General features: G+C 60.9%; 12 protein-coding genes and 1 tRNA gene. 1 reads left to right on the top strand and 12 read right to left on the bottom strand.

The window, feature by feature from the left end; all coding sequences use genetic code 11:
• Positions 1-34 precede the first annotated feature (34 nt).
• The 6 genes from pbpC to AB7F49_RS13420 all read right to left on the bottom strand — a co-directional run bounded on the left by pbpC (position 35) and on the right by AB7F49_RS13420 (position 10931).
• The gene (gene pbpC, locus AB7F49_RS13445; protein ID WP_428523090.1) at positions 35-2095 is read right to left on the bottom strand and encodes a penicillin-binding protein 1C; all 2061 of its coding nucleotides are present in this window, start codon (positions 2093-2095) and stop codon (positions 35-37) included.
• Positions 2092-7326: an alpha-2-macroglobulin family protein gene (locus AB7F49_RS13440; protein ID WP_428523088.1), complete on the bottom strand. Its 5235-nt coding sequence runs from the start codon at positions 7324-7326 to the stop codon at positions 2092-2094. Before AB7F49_RS13440 ends, pbpC begins: the two co-directional genes overlap by 4 nt.
• A 198-nt stretch (positions 7327-7524) precedes the next feature.
• Positions 7525-8604, bottom strand: a complete 1080-nt coding sequence (locus tag AB7F49_RS13435; protein WP_428523086.1) for a SphA family protein — start codon at positions 8602-8604, stop codon at positions 7525-7527.
• A gap of 105 nt (positions 8605-8709) precedes the next feature.
• The gene (locus AB7F49_RS13430) at positions 8710-9651 is read right to left on the bottom strand and encodes an HlyD family secretion protein (RefSeq protein WP_428523084.1); all 942 of its coding nucleotides are present in this window, start codon (positions 9649-9651) and stop codon (positions 8710-8712) included.
• Positions 9648-9896, bottom strand: a complete 249-nt coding sequence (locus AB7F49_RS13425) for a DUF3302 domain-containing protein (RefSeq protein ID WP_428523082.1) — start codon at positions 9894-9896, stop codon at positions 9648-9650. Before AB7F49_RS13425 ends, AB7F49_RS13430 begins: the two co-directional genes overlap by 4 nt.
• 12 nt (positions 9897-9908) lie before the next feature.
• Positions 9909-10931 (bottom strand): HAD family hydrolase, encoded by a 1023-nt coding sequence (locus AB7F49_RS13420; protein WP_428523081.1) that lies wholly within the window; start codon positions 10929-10931, stop codon positions 9909-9911.
• A 243-nt stretch (positions 10932-11174) separates the two neighbouring features.
• On the opposite strand from AB7F49_RS13420, the gene AB7F49_RS13415 reads away from it, so the two are divergent.
• Positions 11175-11251: transfer RNA gene (locus AB7F49_RS13415), tRNA-Arg, on the top strand.
• 1456 nt (positions 11252-12707) lie between these two features.
• On the opposite strand, the gene AB7F49_RS13410 is transcribed toward AB7F49_RS13415, so the two are convergent.
• The 6 genes from AB7F49_RS13410 to AB7F49_RS13385 all read right to left on the bottom strand — a co-directional run.
• Entirely contained in the window at positions 12708-13136 is a 429-nt protein-coding gene (locus tag AB7F49_RS13410; protein ID WP_428523079.1) for a Panacea domain-containing protein, read from the bottom strand.
• A 331-nt stretch (positions 13137-13467) separates the two neighbouring features.
• Complete coding sequence (locus AB7F49_RS13405) at positions 13468-14208, bottom strand: recombinase family protein (RefSeq protein WP_428523077.1); 741 nt, start codon at positions 14206-14208, stop codon at positions 13468-13470.
• Positions 14209-14739: 531 nt separating this feature from the next.
• A complete protein-coding gene (locus AB7F49_RS13400; RefSeq protein ID WP_428523075.1) occupies positions 14740-16365 on the bottom strand; it encodes a type I restriction-modification system subunit M in 1626 nt (541 codons plus the stop codon).
• Positions 16366-16369: 4 nt separating this feature from the next.
• Positions 16370-17452 carry an AAA family ATPase gene (locus AB7F49_RS13395; protein WP_428523073.1) on the bottom strand — a complete coding sequence of 361 codons (1083 nt, stop codon included), beginning with the start codon at positions 17450-17452 and terminating at the stop codon, positions 16370-16372.
• On the bottom strand, positions 17449-18717 hold the full coding sequence (locus AB7F49_RS13390) for a restriction endonuclease subunit S (RefSeq protein WP_428523071.1): 1269 nt from the start codon (positions 18715-18717) through the stop codon (positions 17449-17451). Before AB7F49_RS13390 ends, AB7F49_RS13395 begins: the two co-directional genes overlap by 4 nt.
• Positions 18707-21618, bottom strand: a 2912-nt coding sequence (locus tag AB7F49_RS13385; protein ID WP_428523069.1) for a type I restriction endonuclease subunit R, incomplete at its 5' end; no start/stop codon positions are given. The genes AB7F49_RS13385 and AB7F49_RS13390, both read right to left, overlap by 11 nt.

The following is a 21618-nucleotide window of genomic DNA, read 5'->3' as shown; positions in this document are numbered from 1 at the left end:
CATAGGGAAAAAGCGCGCTACCGGGAAGAACGGGTTACTGCAACCGGACCATCACGCTGTCGGCTGTGCCTTTTCCATCGACAACGGTCAGCCGTACGAAACCCGGCCCCTGCGGGGCGAAGAAAATCGTGCGCCCGGAGCCGCGCTCCTGCGGCACGCCGTTGACCAGCACCGTGAGAGGCGCAACCCCGCCCGAGATTTTCAGCGCCACCGGCTCCGGCCGCCCGCCGGCCAGCGCGAGTTCAAGCCGCGCGCCATTGGGCGGAAACATGATGCGCACCCGCTCGGCATTCTGCCCCGCAAGGCCGTCGGGATTGAAGCGGCGCAGCGGCGGCGGCAGCTTGCCGTTTGCGGCGAGGATTGCGCCCTTTGGCGCGGGCGGCAGCGGAGCCGGCAGTTCACCGGTGCGGGCGAAGGCATCGAACAGGATCGGCGCTGCTGCCGTGCGGCCGAGGATGCCCGGAACCGGGGCGCCGTCGGGCCGGCCGACCCACACGCCGATCGTGCGCCGCCCGTCAAAGCCAACCGCCCAGGCATCACGATAGCCGTAGGACGTGCCGGTCTTGAAGGCGATGCGGTTGCGTGCGGCATTTTCCGGCGGCGGCGTGCCAAGCAGCACCTGCCCGACATACGCCGCCGCAACCGGATCGAGCAGACGGCGCGGCGGCCGCGCCAGCGGCAATTCGCTGCGGCGCTCGACCAGCGCCATGGTCGTGCCCTGGCGTGCGAGACCGCAATACAGCATGGTGAGATCGGCAAGCGTGACGCCAACGCCGCCCAGTCCCATGGCAAGGCCGGGCACCTCGCCCTTCGGAAACACCATGCCGCCGCCGGCCTGTGCCAGCCGTGCGGTCAGCCGCGCTGCCCCGACGCGATCCAGCAACGCAACGGCCGGCACGTTGAGCGACAATTGCAGGGCCTTGCGAACGGACACCGTGCCCTGGAAGGTGAGATCGAAATTCTCCGGCGCGTAATTGCCATAGCGCGCCGGACGATCGTCGATCAGCGTCTCCGGATGCGCCAGACCGTCCTCGAAGGCCAGACCGTAAATGAACGGCTTGAGCGCGGACCCCGGTGAGCGCAACGCGCGGGTCAGGTCCACCTGCCCGGCGCGGTTCGCGTCGAAATAATCGGCCGATGCCACGCGCGCGAGAACCTCGCCGCTCGCATGGTCGACAGCAAGGATCGCAACCGAGATACCGGCGCCGAGGGCAGCCGACCGCTCGCGCGCCAGCGCCTCGAAGGCCCGCTGCAGGCGGGCGTCGATCGTGAGTTCATGAATGCCGGCATCGGGCGCGGCCGCAACCGTCTGATCGGCCGCATGCGGTGCGAATGCCGGCATCGCCCTGCGTAACGCCGGCACAATTTCGGCTTTCGCGGCCGCGATTTCATCGGCGGGTATGCCGATCGCAGGCGCGACACGGTCGAGCACGCGGTCGCGTGCGCTGCGCGCGCGTTGTGGAGAGCGGTCGGGCCGTCGCGCTTCCGGCGATTGTGGCAGCGCGACAAGAAGTGCCGACTCCGCGCGAGACAGCCGCTTCGGTTCCTTGCCGAAATAGGCGAGCGACGCCGCGCGTGCGCCTTCGAGATTGCCACCATAGGGCGCCAGCGACAGATAGAGCGACAGGATGTCATCCTTGCTCAGGCTGCGTTCGAGTTCGACCGCCCGCACTATCTGTCGGAGCTTCGCGCCAAGCGTCCGCTCCATCCGCGGCTCCAGCAGGCGTGCGACCTGCATCGTGATGGTGGATGCGCCGGAGACGATCTCGCGATGCGCGAGCCATTGCCAGGCCGCCCGCGTCAGCGCCAGCGGATCGACGCCGCGATGCGAACGAAACCGCCGGTCCTCATAGGCAATCAGCATGTCGAGATAGCGCGGATCGACATCCGCCACCGCCGCCTTGAGCCGCCAGCGACCGTCGCCGGTCGCGTAGGGCCGCAGCAGACGCCCCTCGCGGTCGACCACCTCCACCGAATGAGGCAGCGCATCAAGGCGCGGCAACGGCGGCAGGGACGGCACCCACAGCCCGAAGGCAACCGCACCGCCTGTACACAGCGCAACGGCAATCGACGCGGTGACGGCAATGCGCCTCATTTTCCGGTCGTGACCTCGATCTTGCCGGTTGCGGTGCGACCGAAGCGGTCGGGGCGGTACATATCCTCGACCATAGCCTGCGGATGGGTGTAGGTGCCGGGCGCCACCGCGCGCACCACATACGCGACGGTGAAAATCGCCGCATCCTTGCCGTCGCGGTTGAACGCCGCGGTGAAGCGGTCGTCGCGGAATTCGGCATGCTCGGGGGCCTTGGCAAGCTCGATCCATCCGAGCGTGCCGGTCTCGCCGGACGATACGAGCCGCGGATTGTCGATCTCAAGGCCGGCCGGCAGGTAATCGGCGACGATGATCCGCCCGAATTGCGGCTGCGCCTCAGTGATTTTCAGCACCACCGCGTAACGCTGGTTCCGCTTGGCGTTGGCGATATCGACCGGTTCGCCGTCGAGCGTGAAGTAATTGCGCTCGATCTTGAACCCGCTTTCCGCCGCAGGCTCGGGTACGATCGGTGCTCCGGTCACCGAAACCACCGCCTGCAATGTCTCCTCGCCGGTATTCTCCACCCGCAACGGCGCAGCCGCGAGGCCGGCCGCGTTCACGCTGCGATAGAGCGCGCCTTTTCTTGCCGTCCCGTTGACGGTCATTGCAACGCCTGCGGCATCCTTCGAAATCGCGCGCGCGGCAAGCACGAGCCAGGCATTCTCCTGCGTCGAGGTCTGGACCGAAAGCTGCCGCGCGGCCTCGATACGGGAGACGCCGGCAGCGATTGTCGGACGCGGCGCGTTGCTTTCGGAGGCAAGGGTGACCAGAGCGGCCGAGTCACGCAGCGCCGACCCGTAATCCTGGCGGCCGAATTCCAGCTTCGGCTGCGGCGACAACTGGTCGAGTGCCGCCTGGAAGACGCGATCGGCGCGGGCCTTGTCACCGAGCAGGCCGAGCGCCGCAGCGATCTGCGCCTTGGCGATCGGGGTTGCGACCGCGGCCAGCTTGGTGTCGGCGATGTAGCGCAGATCGCCAACCGGAGCCGCGCCATTGCGCGCCAGCACATACAGTGCATAGGAAAGTTCGCGGCCGCCATCCTTCGAGGGCTCCGGCGCGGTCGCGATGTTGTTGCGCAGCCGGTCGAGTGCGAGCCGGAAGGCAACCTCCGGCACCGCAAAGCCGCGCTCCCGCGCGCGGGTCAGGAAGTCGCTGACATAGGCGTCGAGCCACGGATCGTCGCCGCCGGACGACCACAGGCCGAATGAACCGTTGGCACCCTGCCGCGCCAGCAGCCGCTCGATCGAGTCGCGAATGCGCTGATCGGCGTCGGTGTCGAGTGCGAGCTGCGATGACGCCGCGAGATCGTTGACATACAGGAGCGGCAGCGCGCGGCTCGCGATCTGTTCGGAGCAGCCGAACGGATAGCGGTCCAGCGCCTTCAGGATCGCCGCCGCATCGAGCGCGGTGGACGGTCCGACCGACAGCGCGACGCTGCCGGTGCCGGCCACCAGATCGGCGAACAGATCGCTGGACAGCGTGATGCTCTCGCCCCTGGCGATCTGGCGCACCGTCCGTCGGGTCAGAATCTGGTTTGCCGGGCGCACCTGGAGCGCGTATTCGCGATCGAGCTTGAAGTCGGCGGGCCCGGTCACACTCACGGTGATGGCGGCCATGCCGGCGCTCGAAACTTCGAGCGGGAACGAGAGCGCGCGCCGTTCCCTGGCGCGCAACGTCACGGTGTCGGCAACCTTGCCGGTGGTGCCGGTCGGTCCCTTCGCGGTCAGCGTCACCGCGTAATCACCAGCCTGCCCTTCCACATTGTCGATATCGACATGAAGCGTCGACCTGTCGCCGGTATTGAGAAAGCGGGGCAGCGTCGCCGTGACCACCACCGGATCGCGGATGATGACGTCGCCCGCGGCCTTGCCGACGCGATCCCGGCTCCAGGCGATCCCCATGACGCGCGCGGTGCCGGCAAAGGCCGGAATGTCGAATGCCACTTCCGCGGTGCCATCGGCCTTCACCTGCACGATGCCGGAATACAGCGCGAGCGGCTTCTGCGAGGGCGGCGAGCCCTCGAGCGCGCCGCCGCCGTCATCGCCACCGGTGCGGATCGCGCCGCGCGAGCCCTGCATGCCGTCGATGAGCTGACCATAAAGGTCGCGCAGTTCCGCACTCAGCCGCCGCTGACCGAGGAAATATTCGTCCGGTGCCGGCGGCTTGTAATTGGTGAGATTGAGAATTCCGACATCGACCGCGGCGACGACGATTCGCGCTTCCTCGCCCGGATGGAGGCCGGTGAGCTTCACCGGGACCCGCAGGGTGGTGTTGGGCCGGATGACCTGCGGCAGGGTCATGTCCATGCCGAGCAGGCGTGCGGCCTTGTCGACCGCAAACCACTGCACGCCGATGGCGCGGCCTGGCATGCGCTTGGCCGCGGCGTCGAGCGGCCGGCGCAAGGTCGCAACCACATAGGCGCCGTTGCCCCAGTCCTTCCCAACCGGCAACTGAATCTGGTTGATGCCGGTCTTCACGTCGGCGGTGACCGTCGACAGCATGCGATCGCCGACAACATTCAGCGTGACGCGACCGTCGCTGCGCGCGGTAACGGCGACATTCATGACATCGCCGGCGCGATATTCCGGCTTGTCGAGGGCGATTTCCAGGAGATCGGGCGTATCGGACCCGGCTTCCGCATAGAAGCCCGCATCGAACGGCACCGCGGTCACCGCCCCATTCGCGTCGGACACTTCGAGGCGATAGCGGCCCCAGGTGACCGGCAAGGCGATGCGCGCGGGCTGGCCGTCAGCGGCGACATCGATGGTCCCATTGGCGATACGGCGCGTCGACTTGACCGGTTCGTAGTTCCAGTAGCCGTGCTGCCGGTACCATTGATAGCGGCTCTCGATGCGCAGCAATTCATAACGCAGCCCCGGCCTCGCGATCCGCTTGCCGTCGGGATCGACCATGATGATGTCGAAGCCGGCATTGTCGCTTTCGCCGAGCGAGCGGCCGTTGAACAGCGGGCGCACGCCGATCATGTCGGTCGCGGGCGTCACCGGCAGCGTGAGCTTGCGCTCGACCGCGCGGCCACCGGACTCGGCGAGCCGAACCGTGATGCGCGCTTCCAGCAGACGTTCGGTGGTCGGCAACGCGTCGAGGGCAATCTCGAAGGTCGCCTTGCCGTCGTCGTCGGTTGAAGGCAGATCCGTCAGCGGCTGCTGCTCGGCTTCGACCGGTTCGCTGGTGCCGAACCGGTAGCCGGGGAAACCGGGACGTTCCTTCGCCGCACTCAGCAGGATTTCGCCCTCGATCCCGAGATTGGCGGCCGGTGCGCCATAGAGGAAACGGCCATTCAGCGTGACCTCGGCCGCAGCATCGGCTGAAATCTTGCCGGCCGGTGCGGCGAGCTCGAATTCGAGCCGGTCCGGCAAATAATCCTCCACCATGAAGGTGGTTTCGCCGATGGCCGGCCGCTTCGGATCGGTGAACGCCTTCACCCGCCAGGTGCCGGTGGATGCCGTCTGAGCGATCGGCAGCGAGAGCGAGCGGCCGCCGAGCCCGCCGTCGGTCAAGACGCTGCGGCGATATTCCACCCCGTCCGGTCGCTCGATCACCATTGTCAGCGGCACGGCAGCGGCCGCGACCGCTGCGGCGTCGCGCAACAGCGCGGTGATATGCACGGTCTCGCCGGTGCGGTAGACGCCGCGTTCGGTGAACACGAACGCGTCCAGGCCGTCCGGTGCCTTTCGGCCGGCGACGCCGCGGTCGGAAAGGTCGAAGGCCGGCGATTTCAGGCTGAGGAAGGCATAGTCGGAAGGGCCGGTCGCGACGAGCAGCGCCGGCGCAAGGCCGCCCTCACCGCGCGTCAGATTGGATTCGAATTGCACCCGACCGCCGGCATCGGTGCGACGGATCGCGAGCACCTCGTTGCTGCGCGACAGCAGCCGCACCTCCATGTCCGGGATCGGCGCGGTCGAGGCGAGCGAGTTGACCGCCGCGTGAATGCCGTCATTGCCGGAGATGGCCGTCATGCCGAGATCGGAGACGATGAACCATTGCGTCGCGAGCGAAGAAAAGTCCTCGCCGGGATCGGCGTCCTTGGGCTCCGCCACCATGACGTAGACGCCTGGCTTCAGTTCGCCGAGCGCCTGGTCGATCGGGAAAGCGGTGGTGACTTCGTTGTTGAGCGAATATTCGAGCGCAAGTTCGCCGGTCCAGACCTGCTGGCCGCGTTCGTCGCGAAGCTGGTCGGCCTCGTAGCGGCTGAGCGCGCGCTGGAAGTCGCTGCCGAGCACGGTGTCGATCAGATTGCGGTCGCCGACCCGATAGATGTCGACCCTGGCGACCTTGCTGTTGACCGCGACCAGCGGGATGCCCTGCTGGCCGCTGCGCGGCAGCACATAGGACTTGCCGGTGAAGCGGACCTGCGGCCGGCGATCGCGCACATAGATGGTGAAATCGGCGGCGCGCGCCAGCGGCTCGGCGGTGGACGGCAGCCCGGCGCGCAGGGTGATGGTGTAGCGTTCGCCGTGCTTCAGGCCCTCGACGCAGAGCTGTTTCTCGTCGGCGGTCACGGCCGGACGATCGATGCCTGGCACGGAAATGAACGGCGAGAAATCGGTGCGCTTGCTGGGAAGCGTCTCGGAAAACTGAAAGCACGCGCGTGGCGATGCGGCATCGGCGTCGACGCTGTAATCCAGCAGACGGAAGCCATGCTCGTCGCGCAGCCGCTCATATTGGGCGCGAATCTCGGCGGCTTCGCGCAGGTCGAGCGAATGCCGCAGCGCGTCGAGCGCCGGCCGCCACACCCGGCGTTCGGCGAACGAGCGGCCGATGATCTGCAGCGCCTCGGCCTGCTCGGCCGGATTGTCGGACCGCTCATAGGCGATGTAGCCTGCGGTTGCCGCCCGCTCCAGCAGCAGCACGCGTTCGCGTTCGTTGGCCGGACGGATCTGCGACACGCTGCGTGCCAGACGCAGCCAGCTTGTGGCATCGTCGGGCTCCACCGAGACGAGCTGCCCAAGCAATTGCAGGCCGGTGCGGAAGTCGTTCTTCTTGAAAGCCTCGTCCATCTCGCGGCGAAGCTGCGCCGCGGGCTTCGTCACCTGACCAGAATCGGTCTTGATCTGCGCCTCGAGCCGGACCGCCGCGTCGTCGAGATCGTCGCGCGAAAATGGCTGCTCGGCTGCTTGCGTCTGCGCCTGGATGGGCGCGGTGCTGGAAATGGCGAGGACGCAGACGAAAGCCAACAGCGCGGCAAACAGGCCGGCGCGGACGAGCGCGAACATGGGCGAAATCCTCCTCCCCGGCGGCGGCAATGCCGACGGGACGACTTTAGGTCAACGGCAAAACGTGTCGAGGTCGTGACGCGGGGCGACCGGCGAAAAAATTGTCCGATCACAAGATCGAAATCGCCGCGACGGATCTCCGGACAAGCCCGCCGCTGCGCGACGGGGTCCTGCGTTGGCGAATGCGGGTCGCGGCCCTCACTTCCATTGCGGCCGCGGCGTCGAGACCGGCTTCTGCTCCTGCGGCGCCGCCGGGGACAGGTTCAGGGTCACCCAGACATTCCAGCCTTCCGGGCGCTGGCGTGCGTCGAACTCGTGATAGCCCTTGACCGCCAGCAATCCTGCGACACCGGGTGCGGCCTGAAACAGGTAGCCGATCTGGGGGCCGATGCCGTAAACGCGCGACTTCACCGGACCCAGGATTGGCAGTGAGCCCTCGTCGGCCGAGAATTGATCGTAGGCGTAGCCGACGGCGCCGATGAAGAACTGCTTGTTGAGAAACTGCGCCGCCCCCATGTCGAGATGCCAGTCGGTTCCGTTCTTGTAGTTCGTATCGTGATTCCAGTTGTTGAAGGTCACGCCGAAGGTCGCCGACAATTCATGCCCCTTGGCCGGATCGAGATAAGTGTAGCCAACGCCGGTGTCCCAAGCGTTGAAACCGAGTCCGGTATTGGCGAGCCGCGTCGATTCGTAGCTGCCGACCCGGATATTGGTCGTGCCGTAGACCATGAGATTATGGGCGCCGGCGTTCCAGCGCAGGTTGACCTGCGGAAACAGATCGGAAAACGCCGTGACGGAATCCGAAATCGAGCCCTGCCGCGTAATCGTCAACGGACCGACGGACGCGGTCAGTGTGCCGTCGAGGGTCGCGGAATTGCGGCCATACGCGGCGAGCATGACCACTGCGAGCTGGGCACCGAAAATCTTCTGCTCGAACACATATTGCGGCGACATGAACAACAGATCGGCACGGCCCGTCAGATCGAGATCCGCACTGAGGTTGATATTGACGTTGCGCGGCCGGAACCGGCCGATCTCGACCTGCTTGGCGGCCGCCAGGCTGCCGCTCGCGTCCACGGAGGTGTGATAATAGATCGTCGCCAGGCTGAAGCCCGGCACCAGCGGCGATGCAGCGAAACTGCCGAACAGCCCCGGCACCCAGAAGCTCACCCCGCCCTGGTCGGCGAGTGCCGGCTTGGCTGCGAACATGGCCGCCCCCGCCATGACTGCCGCCGCAGCCCAGCGATGTCTGCCACCACTAGCTTTTCCCCTGGTCATGGACGCCCCCCAATTCTCACGACCGACCCTGTTGAATTATTGCAACTGCCTCGGAACTACGGAATGGCTTTGCGCTGCGGGAGCAGTCGGAAAGCCGTCCCTGCGTCAATAAGGCCACACATAATTCACGATCGCGATCTGCCGCAGCAGCACCTTTCGAACCACATGAGCCGGCTTGACGCGATCCGTGAAGATCGCGGCGTCCCCCGTCGCCCCGGCGGGCAGGCGGCGCGCGATCTGCTCGTCATCCAACTTTACGCGAACCACAAACGGCACCGACTGGATCGCGACCGGCGTCACCGCAGAGCCGGACACCGGCGTCTGCCCGCTCGCGACCGCCTGGAGGATCGACTGAACCTTTCCGGTGACGATTTGGCCGGGGAAAAACTTGAAGGTCAGTTCCACCGGCTGTCCCGGTGCCAGATAGCGCGCGCCAATCTGCGGGATTTCGACACCGATGATCGTCTCGGAGGTGTCGATGAAGGCCATCACCGGCGAAAGCGGGAGATTCGCAACACGCGCTCCCTTTCGCAATGCGAGATTGGTGACATAGCCGTCAGCCGGCGCGCGAACGACTGTCTGTTCAAGGTTGTACCTTGCGCCATCGACTTGCGCCTTCAACTGGTCGACCTCGGCCTGCCGCTGCTCCACATCGAAGGCGCGCCCGGTCTGCCGTTCCTGCAACTGGGTCATTTGCGACAATCGCAATTCCTGAAACTTGAGCTGCGCTTGCAGTGCATCGACGTTCGCCTGGAGCGGGACCGGATCGATCCTGAACAGCACGTCGCCTGCCTGCAGGGGCTGATTTGCGCTAACCGCGACCTCGGTCACCTCGCCCGCCACGTTCGGAACAATCGGCACTGAATTGCGAACCACCAGCGCCGGTCCCTGCGGGGCGCCCCAGTTCATCGGAATGAACAGGCCGACCAGCAGCAGGACGAGAACGATGAGTGGCGAAATCTTCCAGAACAGGTTGAACGGGATAATTCGCAGTTTCACCAGAATGAACAGGACCAGCAAATAGACATTGAGCAGCACAACGATCATCGCGCCGCCTCCCCGCTATCACGACGCGCGGGCACGTCCACATAGGCCCAGATGAGCGCAACCGGCCACAGGACGAAGCCGAAGAACAGCGTAACCCAGCCGGCGACCTGAACCGCGGTCATCCAGGGATGGTCGCGCCTTTTTGCGATCATGCCTGGTAGCATCGCCATGAAAATAATGACGAACACCGTACTGGCGAGAAGCACGATCAGCACGATCCAGGCGAAAATATCGAGGCCTGACATGACGGTCCCCCGTCACTGCTTTTCGAACGGAAAGATCACCTTCCAGTCGTTCTTCATCGAGATGATCGGCCAGCCCCATTTGGGTGCTTCATTAAGCCCCTTGTCGAGCTTTCCGATCTGCGACTTGCGGTCATAGGCATATTCCCGCACCGCATCGTCGTGATGCACAAACAGGCCAAGCCGGGCGCCCGAACCCGAACTGGTATATTGCAGCATCTGCAGATCGCCGTCGGAATTGCCGAAGGCGATGATCGGCTGGCGTCCGATATTCCGGTTGATGCCGACCGGCTTGCCGGGACCGTCGTCGATGAAATCCACCTTCGCGGTCTTGAACAATTCGCCCTTGCCCTCCTTGTTCAGCCGGAACTGCGTCACGCCGGAGGAGCCGACGATCTGCTGGGGCGGAATGCCGTAGGCCGCGGGCGCCCAGGGCCGCATGAAGTCCATGCCGCCGCCCGACACGATGAAGGTCTTGAAGCCGTTGGCGCGCAGATAATTCAGTACCTCCAGCATCGGCTGATAGATCAGTTCGTTATAGGGGCGCTTGAAGCGCGGATGCCGCGCGGTCCTGATCCACTCGCGGACCTCGCCTTCGAATTGCGGCACGGTCATCCCGGAATGGGTGGCGGCAACGATGGCCAACAGCCCCTTCTCGCCGGCTTTCGCCGCGGTCGCGACGTCCCCCTGCAGAAGCGCCTTGAATGGCTGCTTGGTTTTCCATTCCGGATGCTGCGGAGCCATCGCCTTGATCCGGTCGAACGCAAACGCCATCTGGAAATAGAACGGCATTTCGCACCACAGCGTGCCATCGTTGTCGAAGGTCGCGATCCGCTCCGGCTCCGGCACGAAATCGGCCGAGCCCTGCGTCGTCGTACGCGTGACGAGATCGATAATCGCCTTTTTCGCCGCGCCATCGTTCCATGACGGCAGCGGATCGGTCTGGGCATGGATGGGCGAGGCAATCGCAAGCACGAAAGAGACGGCGATGGCGATGGCTCCGGCCAGGCGGCGACCGGCGATGTTGCGAATCGTCATTGCAAACCTCCTCTTCCAGCGGACGCAGGATGGATCGGCGTGGTTCGGGATCGCGAAATGGCCGTGCCCGAATTCTCCTGCCGAACACCCATGCATGCTTTAAGAATAGCGGCCGGCGGACTATGCGGAAGCGGCAAATATCGCCGGGCACGCCGGTCACGTTTGAAGCGGCGGGCGAACGCCGCTATATGAGCGGGCGAAGCCCAGCCGGCCTCCGGCTGCTGCGCCTTTGAGCGCACAAGGGGCCCCGTAGCTCAACTGGATAGAGCATCGGATTTCTAATCCGGCGGTTGGATGTTCGAGTCATCCCGGGGTCGCCATGTCGTCTCTTGATTTCATTGGCTTTTTATAACCGCGGCCGGTTCTGCCCAGCATTTTCCGTGTTGCGTATCGCTGCCAAGCGTTTCCAACGATTTCAATCGGTTACGAAGCTCTACAATTCACTCCGCGCAACACGGGCGCAACACGTGAGTTCATGAGGTGTTCGTCGGGCCGCGACCGCAAAGGTAACTGGCCCGGCGCGGATGTACGTTCGAGCGGCCGTGCTATTCCGCTGCGATGACGCTCAAGCTGATCCCCGCCAAGCACAATCGATCAGTCGGCTCATGGTCCGATAATGACTATGACGAGGTGCTGGTCGAGACGGTCGGCCGCATCTTTTCGGCAGACGGTAGGGACAAACCCTGAATTGAAAAGGGCCAGTAGATTGCCCGCTTCACTCGAGTGCGGCTATAGTTGGGTGCCCTTTGTGGAGGCTCCGCATGGCACGATATCGGGAAGGACCACCTTCAAGTCTGCGACGTGGCTTCGGTCCAATTGCTGCGCGCGATGCCGGTTTACGAGATTTCAGAATGAACCGGGCCCCGTCGTCTATGAAAAAGGATCTCAACGAGTGGGCAAATTTCAGGGTGATTAACGAGATATCGGCAGCCAATCCCGATCTGCGGTGCACGTTTTTGCAGATGGCGCATGATGCGCGCGAGAGGGGTTTGTCGTGGGGCCAAGTGGCGGCGCTAATTGATCGTGAGGCCCGCACGCACAGGTTCCGAAGGCGGCTGCAGTCCGAACGAATTCGCAACCCCCAAGCAAAGTAGACCACTGATTTTTCGTGGAGAAGCTGCGCCCCGCGCCGAAGCGGTGTCGGGGAATCGTGAAGCTACCGCTGACCGCGCTATTTTCAACTTGGAACATGTTTTGCCCAAGATGCCGGATGTAACTGGCCTGAGTTCTCTGATGATGAGGTTGCTCTCTAGGGTCCAAGCGGTACTGGCCGAAATAGGCCACTCGCAAAAGCAAAGTAGGCCACTAGCTCTTGTGAGACGGGCAAACACCTCGCGTAGGGTCGTGCCAAGGATCGATCCATAGAACGCGACATTGCCGACGATCACGAATTCCGTAGACCCTCAACTTGCCACGAAGGTGGAACGAAAAAACTGTATCTACATCGTGCTGCAGGTCTGTAAGTCGACTCCTTGCTGCGTCGGAAAGCTTTTCCAGTTCTATGTGGTGATTGTTGTTCCCAGAACTGACGGAACCGGTCGCACGCAAAATCTCATCCCATTTCATGGACTGGAAGCTTTCTAGCTTTTCAGCAACTTCTTTCCAGTCGCACTCAGAAAATGAAGTCACGCCCCAAGGGCCATCACAATCAAAGCTAGAAAAAATGAAGCGCACCGGCTCGTTCTTCCAAGCGTCAGGGTCGACGCTTTGGCGAACTTGATTTATGCCGGGATTAAATCGTGATTTGGGTCCTTTGGCCCTACCCAAAACATTGCCTCAAAGTGACGTGTAATATTCGACCATGCTTTCCAATGTAATTTCTTCGTTTCCGCGTTCGTTTGGCGACAGGCCGTCACGGGCCTTTTGCCAAGGAGACTCAGAGTGGGTCATGTCGCTTAACTGTTGACCGTTATACTTTCCGTAATAGTTCACAACGACATCAATGCTTTCTTTCTCGTCTGCGGTTAGCGAATCTACATTGCCCAGTGCGACATTATCTATCGTGAAACGGCCTTTGTGCTGTTCGTACAGCGCAGGGCAAACGGGGCCGTTTGCCCAAGCCTCTATTCGGCTATCGAACAGAGACTGATCCGACCATACCGAATGCCAAGCTTGGGAATAATAGACCAGCTTTTGCAGCTTCCATGTCGAAATGCCGCCAGTCTTGCTCAGGATGTACTGAGCCGTGTCAAAAACATTTGCCATGGCCTCCTCCTTTGCTGACTCGACAGTCTTTTGGATTATCTCTGATAACACCCTACATAGGGTCCAACTGTGGCACGCTTGCCACAATGTTGTAAATGTGCCGTGAATCGTCAGTTTTTTCCGCCATCAGTTGCCCGGAATTAATTCCGGCGATCCGGTGCGGTCACTACCGGGTCAATCGGATGGGTTGCCAGTGCCGCGTCCAACAAATCCCCGATGGTCCAACCCGATCTGCGATACCGAGCGCCATCCCCGGGGTGCCGCGGAGGCTTCCCGGTTGAGCTCTTGCCTCTATCAATCAGGGCGGCGAGCCCGGCGAGCGCGAAGGGCGTCACCGCGGTGCCGCGCAAGTCGTTGAGTGATGGCGGCCTTGGTCGACCGCCTTCACGGCTTGGATCAGCATTGATCTTACCGCGCTTGCCGAAAGCGGCTTCCCGGTCGCACTGACATATCCACGCTCTGCGAGCTGAGCCGCCACCTGGCGCAATGAAAGCTGGCCGCCCTTCGGCCGCTTGCGGTGCAGCCGCTTCGCTTCCGCCACCATTTCAGGATTGCGCTCCGCATGGCTCTTGCGGCCTTCGCACTTGCCAGTCGCCGCACGCTTGCGCTCGCGAGCCGCCTTGAGCTTGGCGACCAGGCGAGCCTTTTCGTACTCAGCGAACGAACCCGCGATCTGGCGCATCATCTTGCGGGACGGGTCGCTGCTATCGGTCAGATCGTCCCCGCTCGCCGTCAGCACCCGCACGCCGCGTTTGATTAGGGCGATGATGCCGAGCTCTTGCGTCACCAGTTCGCGGGCGAACCGCGATGCATCCTCGACGATGACGGTGCGGACGCCGTTGCCTTCAATTCGATCCAGCAGGGCCGCGAAGCCACGGCGCGTTTCTATCGGATCAGCGCCCGACACAGCCGCATCGTTGAACTCATCGACCAGGACGAAGCCGCAGCGCTTGGCGAACGCCGTAATAGCCGCCCGCTGTCGCTGCTCGCTGTCCTTGTCGGACCCGACATTGGCGGCCGATGAGGTGCGGATGTAGGCAACTGCCTTAATCAATTCCGCTTTGCGAGCCATCACTTACCTCCAACTTCGTTCTGAATTCTTGAGAAATAGGTACAGCACGGGCGGATTCCAGTCAATCGAGCCCGTTGATTTCCAAGGATTGTTTTTCACTGTTCTCAATGCCGAAGCCCTTGGAAAGGCAGCTATTTAAATAGCTAAGCCATTGAAAGATCATAGGAAAAGGTAACTAACCTCTTTTTCGCTCCGGCGCACCAATCCTTGTTATTCATTGTTAAAACAACGGCTTAGCCTGTTTCACCTTCTGATGGTCCTTGTGTACTGACGGGGGTCTGGGGCGGCAGTTCTGGCCTTTTGGGCTCAGAAACGCTGTATGGGCCTCCCGGCAGCCCTGAGAGGCCATTCGGCGAGGTACACTTGGCATTAGCGTCGCCGCGTTAGCCGTTCGCGAGCTGCCTTGTTGATTCCATCTTCTGAAGCAGGTCGAACAATGCCAGTACGTCCTCACGAAGTCCTTACCGGGCCAGGGCCGACGCACGATCTGATAACAGGTGGGCCTCATCCGGGCGGTGGTGATCGTGTCGTTTACTGCCCGTGCCCTGGCAGTAGCGGCAATCCAAGCTCCTTCAAAAACTTGTTGTGCTTCTCTGTTGCTGTCCAAATCTCCTTTTCGATCTCGACCAACTCTGCGTGCGTGGCCGTCAGATCGATCTCGGCTTCCTGCTCGGCTGTGCTGATGTAGCGTGAGATATTGAGGTTGAAACCTTCCTCGGCAATCCGCTCCATGCCGATGCGCTTAGAATAGCGATCCTCTTCCCTGCGGAATTTGTAGGTGTCGATGATCTTGTCGATGTGTTCGTCAGTGAGCTGGTTCTGACGCTTGCCCTTCACAAAGTGCTCGGCGGCGTTGATGAAGAGCACATCGTCGGGCTTCTTGCACTTCTTTAGCACGAGGATACAAACGGGAATGCCGGTCGAGTAAAACAGGTTCGCAGGCAAGCCGATGACGGTATCTATGTGGCCGTCCTTGAGCAGCTTGGTGCGGATGCGCTCTTCCGCCCCGCCCCGAAACAACACGCCATGCGGAAGAATAATGGCCATCACGCCTTCATCTTTCAGGAAGTGGAAGCCGTGCAGCAGGAAGGCAAAGTCGGCGGCGGATTTGGGCGCCAGGCCATAATTCTTGAACCGCACGTCGTCGCCCATCGCGTCGGACGGCTCCCATCGGTAGCTGAACGGAGGGTTGGCGACGATGGCGTCGAAGGCGGGCTTCTTGGCTGGATTCAACTCGCGCAGCATGTCCCAGTCGTTGGTGAGCGTGTCGCCGTGGTAGATTTCGAACTCGGTGTCCTTCACCCCGTGCAGCAGCATGTTCATGCGCGCGAGGTTGTAGGTGGTGATGTTCTTTTCCTGCCCGTAAATCTTGCCGATGCCGTTCCGCCCCATGCGCTTGCGCACATTGAGCAGTAGCGAGCCGGAGCCGCAGGCGAAGTCGAGCACGCTGGCGAGGCGGTCTTTCTTCCCGGTCGAGGGCTCCTGGCTGTCGAGCGTCACGATGCCCGAGAGGATGTCTGAAACCTGTTGTGGGGTGTAGAATTCGCCCGCCTTCTTGCCGGAGCCAGCGGCAAACTGACCGATCAGATACTCGTAAGCATCGCCCAGCGCATCGATGTCCGAGGAAAATTCCGCTAGGCCTTCGGCGATCTTGGTGATGATGGTGCAGAGCTTCGAATTCCGCTCCGCGTAGGTCCTACCGAGCTTGTCCGAGCCGAGATTGATCTCCGAGAACAGGCCGCTGAACGTGCTCTGGAAGGATTCATTCTCGATGTACTTGAAGCCGGCCTGCAGGGTGTTGAGCAATTCGCCATTCTGGGTGCGGGCCATGTAGGCGATGCTGTTCCAGAGGTGGGGCGGCTGGATGACGTAATGCGCCTTCAGCCGCATTTGCTTCTCGAACGCCATCACATCGTCGGGATTCTGCTCGTACCAGACAGACAGGGAGGATCGCCCGCCGTTGCCGATTGCATTGGGATCGGGATAGTCGCGACCCAGTTCCTTCTTCGCTGCCATCTCGTAATTGTCCGAGAGGTAGCGCAGAAAAAGGAAGGACAGCATGTAGTCGCGGAAATCATCCGCGTTCATCGCCCCGCGCAGCTGGTCGGCGATGTTCCAGAGCGTCTTGCCCAGTTGCTTTTGGCTTTGGTCGTTCATCGAGTTACTCTGCGTGCAGCGCGAAGCTGTAGGTCTTCTGAAGTTTGGTCAGGACAGTTTCGAACATTTGGCGCCGGTCAGGCACCAAGCGATCGGACTCGTAATAATAGACCTTCTTGTGCGAGAGAGTGTTGATGATATCCGCAACATCGTTGGCGTTCTCAATCCCAATCTTATCGAGGACATACCCGAACTGTCCTTTGCCAAGAAAGGAGGCAACATTCTCCAACACTTGGCGCAGCAATGCGAAGTGATGTGCGCGCAAGTCGTCGGCTCTTCTCGCTTGTTCCAATATCTGGAGCAGCCTCAGGTGATAGAGATGCACATCGTCCTTATCCCTCTCCAACGACAATGCGCCGGACTTGCTGCTGAGAATGCATATCTTGATGTGCTTCGCGTACTTGTCCCGCTGATCGCCCTTTCTCAGCCAACCGCTTAATATCGAGAACAGGCCGACGTGATGAGTTGTGATGATGATCTTGCGCTTCTGGTAGTACCTATCGATGAGTTCAAAGAGCGTTTCGGCCATTATGAAAATATGATGATCGTCCAGGCTCGAAACGGGGTCATCTATAAAGAAGTGGTTCGACTGCGCGTCCGCCCACCCTTCGACTTCGAACAACGCCAAGAAGAAGCACCAAACAAATATGCGCTCTTCGCCTCTGGAAATCTTGATTGGCGGCTGCGCCACGTCCGGGTTCGGATTTGGGACAAAGAACGAGATCGACTCAATCCCCTTTGAAGGGTCGTCTTGATGCAGCCGGAGCTCAAAACCGAATTTCGGATTATATGCTTTCAATTTGTCTCGGATATTGTCTTCAGTGAGGGAGGCGTGAAATCGGCTCAGACTGCTCGGCCGGATGGTGAGCCGCTTGTCGGCACCATCGTTCCCTTCGTCGTTCTCCCAAACAAAGAGATCCTCGCTAAATGCATTGTAGTAAACGCCCGTGTGGGTCCCGTCCTCTAGCTTGGTCGCATCTTTGTAAGCGACGCATAGCCGTGTTTTCCCGGTGGCATTGAAGGCATAGGCTAGAATAACACGTTCGTTGTACGACTTCAGCGCCTCGGCTATTTCGGCATGTGTCACAGCGCTTCTTCCATCGAAGGGAAAAGCTGCTGCATCAGCCCTTCCATATGGGACCTGAGAGAGTCAAGATATTGGAGCTTAGATGCGATAAGGTCATCGAGGCAGGCGAGGCACGAGGCGATGCGTTGTTGTTCGAGAGGAGTCGGCAACGCGAGCGGAAAAGGAATGATATGCTTGTTGTTTATTTGAGGAATAGTCGAAGTATCCGCAATGTGCGCGAGGCCGACGTTTTCCAAGAAATAATAGAGAAACTCTGCCGTAAGCCCGCCCTGTGCCGTCAGCGCCATCATATTGGTGTCGATGACAATCTCCACCCCCGCGATTCTGATCTTGTTCAGTTGAATAGCGGCCCCACGTTTGGGGAAGATAATTGAGTTTGTCGGCACCATGCCGCCCGGATCGTCGGCGAACTCGCGTGCGGTGATCTGATACTTAGTGCAGTTGTTCAGGTCCTCAACTTTGACAAAGGGAACCCCCCCTGCCGATCGGAGAATAATGCCCGATGGACTACGCCCACTCCCAATCGCAACGTAGTTGCCGAGGGTTGTGGTCTGCCACTCTCGCATGCCTTGAAATTCGGGGAAGCGGAGCCGGGGTTCAGTTTCGCCTTCGCGAGGGAAGAGCTGCTGCATCAGACCCTTCTTGTGCGTCTTCAGCGCCTCCACTTTCCGGGCCTGAACTGCAATCAGCTCGTCTACGGAGCTAAGGCACTCAGCGATCTTTTCCTGTTCGTCAGTCTCGATCGGGAGCGGTAACCGCCCGGAAAGAAAGGTCGCGTTTGCGATCTGAAGGGTGTTCTTCGCGCCTTTCTGACAAAGCGGCGCAAGAAAGGCTTGCGAGCGATTGGGCGATTCGAAATAGGCTTCGACCATCAAGCCGACATAAGGGTTGGTAGGCGTGAACACGCCATAAAGCGGTGATAGCGCAACTTCTCCGTCAAACTTACACTGCTTTACAATGCCATAGGGGAAGGCCTTCAGCGGGCTCTTCGTGTAAACAACATCGAAGCGCCGTCCGACGTTATAATTCGTTGTATCGCTCGCGGCGTAGCTTCTCCCTAAGTGTTCGATTTGGTTGACGACGCCACTTTCCATCGAAACGGAGAAGACATCCCGACTCCCAGTGTTCTTTAGTTTATGCTCAAACAGCACCTTAGCGAGTGGTTCGTTTGCCCAAGGTGCGTTGAAGCCCGGAAAGCGCAGCCTAGGCGTCAGCGCGCGTTTGCCGCCATTTCCTACGCTCGTCACGTCCGCTTTACTGCTCATACGCGCTCAGCCCTGAGATATCGCGGCCATGGGCGCGCTTTGTGAGCAGCGGCAGAAGGTCACCCATGAGGGCGAGTTCCTTTTCGCGACGAGTTTTCCAGTTGAGGCCGAGCGGCGCCATCAAATCAGTGAGCTGTTCGCCGTCGAAGATCATGCGTTGCAGAATCCCATCCACGAAAGCTTGTAGGGTCGCCGTCGCCAGCCCGTGCTTGCCGGCGATGCCCGCCAGCTCCGCCGCTTCCTTCTGCACCTTGAAGCGGACGTAGCCATCGCGGATGGCCTTTTCGCTTAACCCTTCGCCTGCTTTCAGCGTCCCGATGTAAGCGGCGATGCTCTCGCCTTCGTCCATGAACTTGGCGTCGGACTGGATAAGGCCGACGAGTTGCTCACGGCTCATCTTCTGCTTGCCCGGCGCTTGTTGGGAAAAGCGGGCAATGAGCTGCATGATGTAGTCGTAATCGATAACGGCGGATGCAAAGAGGACGAACTCAAAGTCGAGCTGATCAACGTCTTTGCTCGGTTTGTCCGCGCCTTTTCCTTGCTGGGCCTTGAGGCGCTGCGCAGTCTCCAGATAGGCGCCGCGAAAACCGAGCAGGTTTTCCTTGGGCAGAATCTGCTCAATGGCGGCGGTGTCCCCGTCAGTCAGATCGGTGTATTGGTCGAGTTGGGTTTTGAGACGCTGCACTTCCTTGAAGCGCTCGATGAAGACGGCGCGCGCGGCGTCGCCCTTAAGATTGGCGACAGCTTCCGGCGTGGTGTCGAGGTCTTGAGACTTCATGAAGGCGTCGAGCTTCTGAACGGCGCCTTCCAATTTTTGGATGACGACGGGCGCCTTTTCGACGAGCCAGATTTCGCGGGCCTTCTCTCCGGCCGTCTCGCCCGAAAAGAGCGCAATGGCGGCGTCCACCGCATCCTGCTGCTGGCGGAAGTCGAGAATATTGCCGTAGGGCTTGGTGGCGTTGAGCACGCGGTTGGTGCGTGAGAAAGCCTGAATCAAGCCGTGATGCTTGAGGTTCTTATCGACATAGAGCGTGTTCAGATACTTAGAATCGAAGCCGGTAAGCAGCATATCCACCACGATTGTGATGTCGATTTTCTGCGCGTGTGGGAAGTCGGCATTGGGCCATTGCTGATCTTTGATGCGCTTCTGCACGTCCTGATAATAGAGATCGAATTCGCCGATCGTGTGGTTCGACCCATAGCGGGCGTTGTAGTTAGCTAGGATGGCTTTGAGCGCTTCCTTCTTCTTCTCTGGCTCGACGGCGTTGTCCTCCTTTTCCTGCGGCAGGTCTTCCTGAATCTGCCTGACATCTGGATCGCCTTCAGCAGGCGGAGAAAAGACGCAAGCGATATTCAGCGGCTGAAAGTCCGGGTCGGCTTTTTGCTTCTCCGCCTGAAGCTCGGCGAACAAGCGGTGGTATTCAATTGCGTCATTGATGGACGCCGTAGCGAGCAACGCATTGAACCTGCGGCCGCCTGTGGCGGCGTCATGTTTTGCCAGGATGGCCTCGATAACGGCTCGTTTCGCGAGCGGCTCGCCCGGCTTCGGCGGGTTCTTGGCTTCGGGTTTGAAGTAGTCGACGTGGAAGCGGAGGACGTTTGCGTCCTCGATAGCGTTCGTGATTGTGTAGGCGTGTAATCGCCTCTGAAATAGATCGGCCGTGGTCTTCAGCGAGGCCTGTTGATCGTCGACCTGCACACGGCTCGCGTTTTCCTCAAAGATCGGCGTGCCAGTGAAACCGAAGAGCTGCGAGTTCGGGAAGAATTCCTTGATCGCTTTGTGGTTCTCACCGAACTGGGAGCGGTGGCATTCGTCGAAGATGAAGATGATGCGTTTGTCGCGTAGCGGTTCGAGCTGCTCGCGAAAATTGCGTCGGCTGGCGCTGTCCAGCGCCAACCCGAGCTTCTGGATCGTGCAGACGATGACTTTGTCAGCGTAGTCGTCCGAAACTAAGCGGCGCACAAGGGACGCGGTATCGGTGTTTGCTTCAACGCAACCCTCTTGAAATCTGTTGAACTCCTCGCGCGTCTGTCGGTCGAGGTCCTTGCGGTCTACGACAAAGAGGCACTTTTCGATGTCGGGGTTGTCCTTGAGCAGTGTCGACGCCTTGAAGGAGGTGAGCGTCTTGCCGCTGCCGGTGGTGTGCCAGATGTAGCCATTCCCGCAGTTTTGGTTGATGCAGTCGACAATGGCCTTTGCCGCATAGACTTGGTAGGGCCGCATCATTAGAAGCTTTTGTTCAGTAGCGATCAGTACCATGTAGCGGCTGATGGTCTGGCCGAGCGTGCATTTGACGAGGAAGGTGTCGGCGAAGCTATCAAGGTGCGCGATCTTCTTGTTGTTCACGTCGGCGAACTCATAGACCGGCAGAAAGCGCTCTTCGGCGTCGAAGGCAAAGTGCCGAGCGTTATTGTTCGCGAAGTAGAAGGTGCGATCGCGGTTGCTGATAATGAAGAGCTGCAGGAAGCAGAGAAGCGTCTTGGTGTAGCCGTTGCCAGGGTCGTTCTTGTAGTCGACAATCTGCTCCATCGCGCGCCGGGGACTAATCCCGAGCGTCTTTAGCTCGATCTGCACGACGGGGACGCCATTGATCAGGAGCAGGACGTCGTAGCGGTGATGGCTGTAGTCTGTGTTGATGCGTAGCTGGTTGACCACCTCGAACGAGTTCTTACACCAGTCCCTGATATTGACGAGCGTGTAGTTCAGCGGCGTGCCGTCATCTCGGGTGAAGCTGTTACGCTCGCGTAGTCTGCTGGCGGCGGTGAATACGTCCGGCGTGACGATATCGTCGAGCAGGCGGGCGAACTCGGAGTCAGTAAGGCGGACTCTGTTCAACTCTTCAAATTTTGCGCGGAAATTCCGCTCCAGCATGGCGCGGTCGCGAATGTCTGGACGATGTT

The sequence above is a fragment of the Pseudorhodoplanes sp. genome, from assembly GCF_050250235.1.
Taxonomy (GTDB): Bacteria; Pseudomonadota; Alphaproteobacteria; order Rhizobiales; family Xanthobacteraceae; genus Pseudorhodoplanes.
This window is presented reverse-complemented; position numbering and strand designations above follow the sequence as displayed.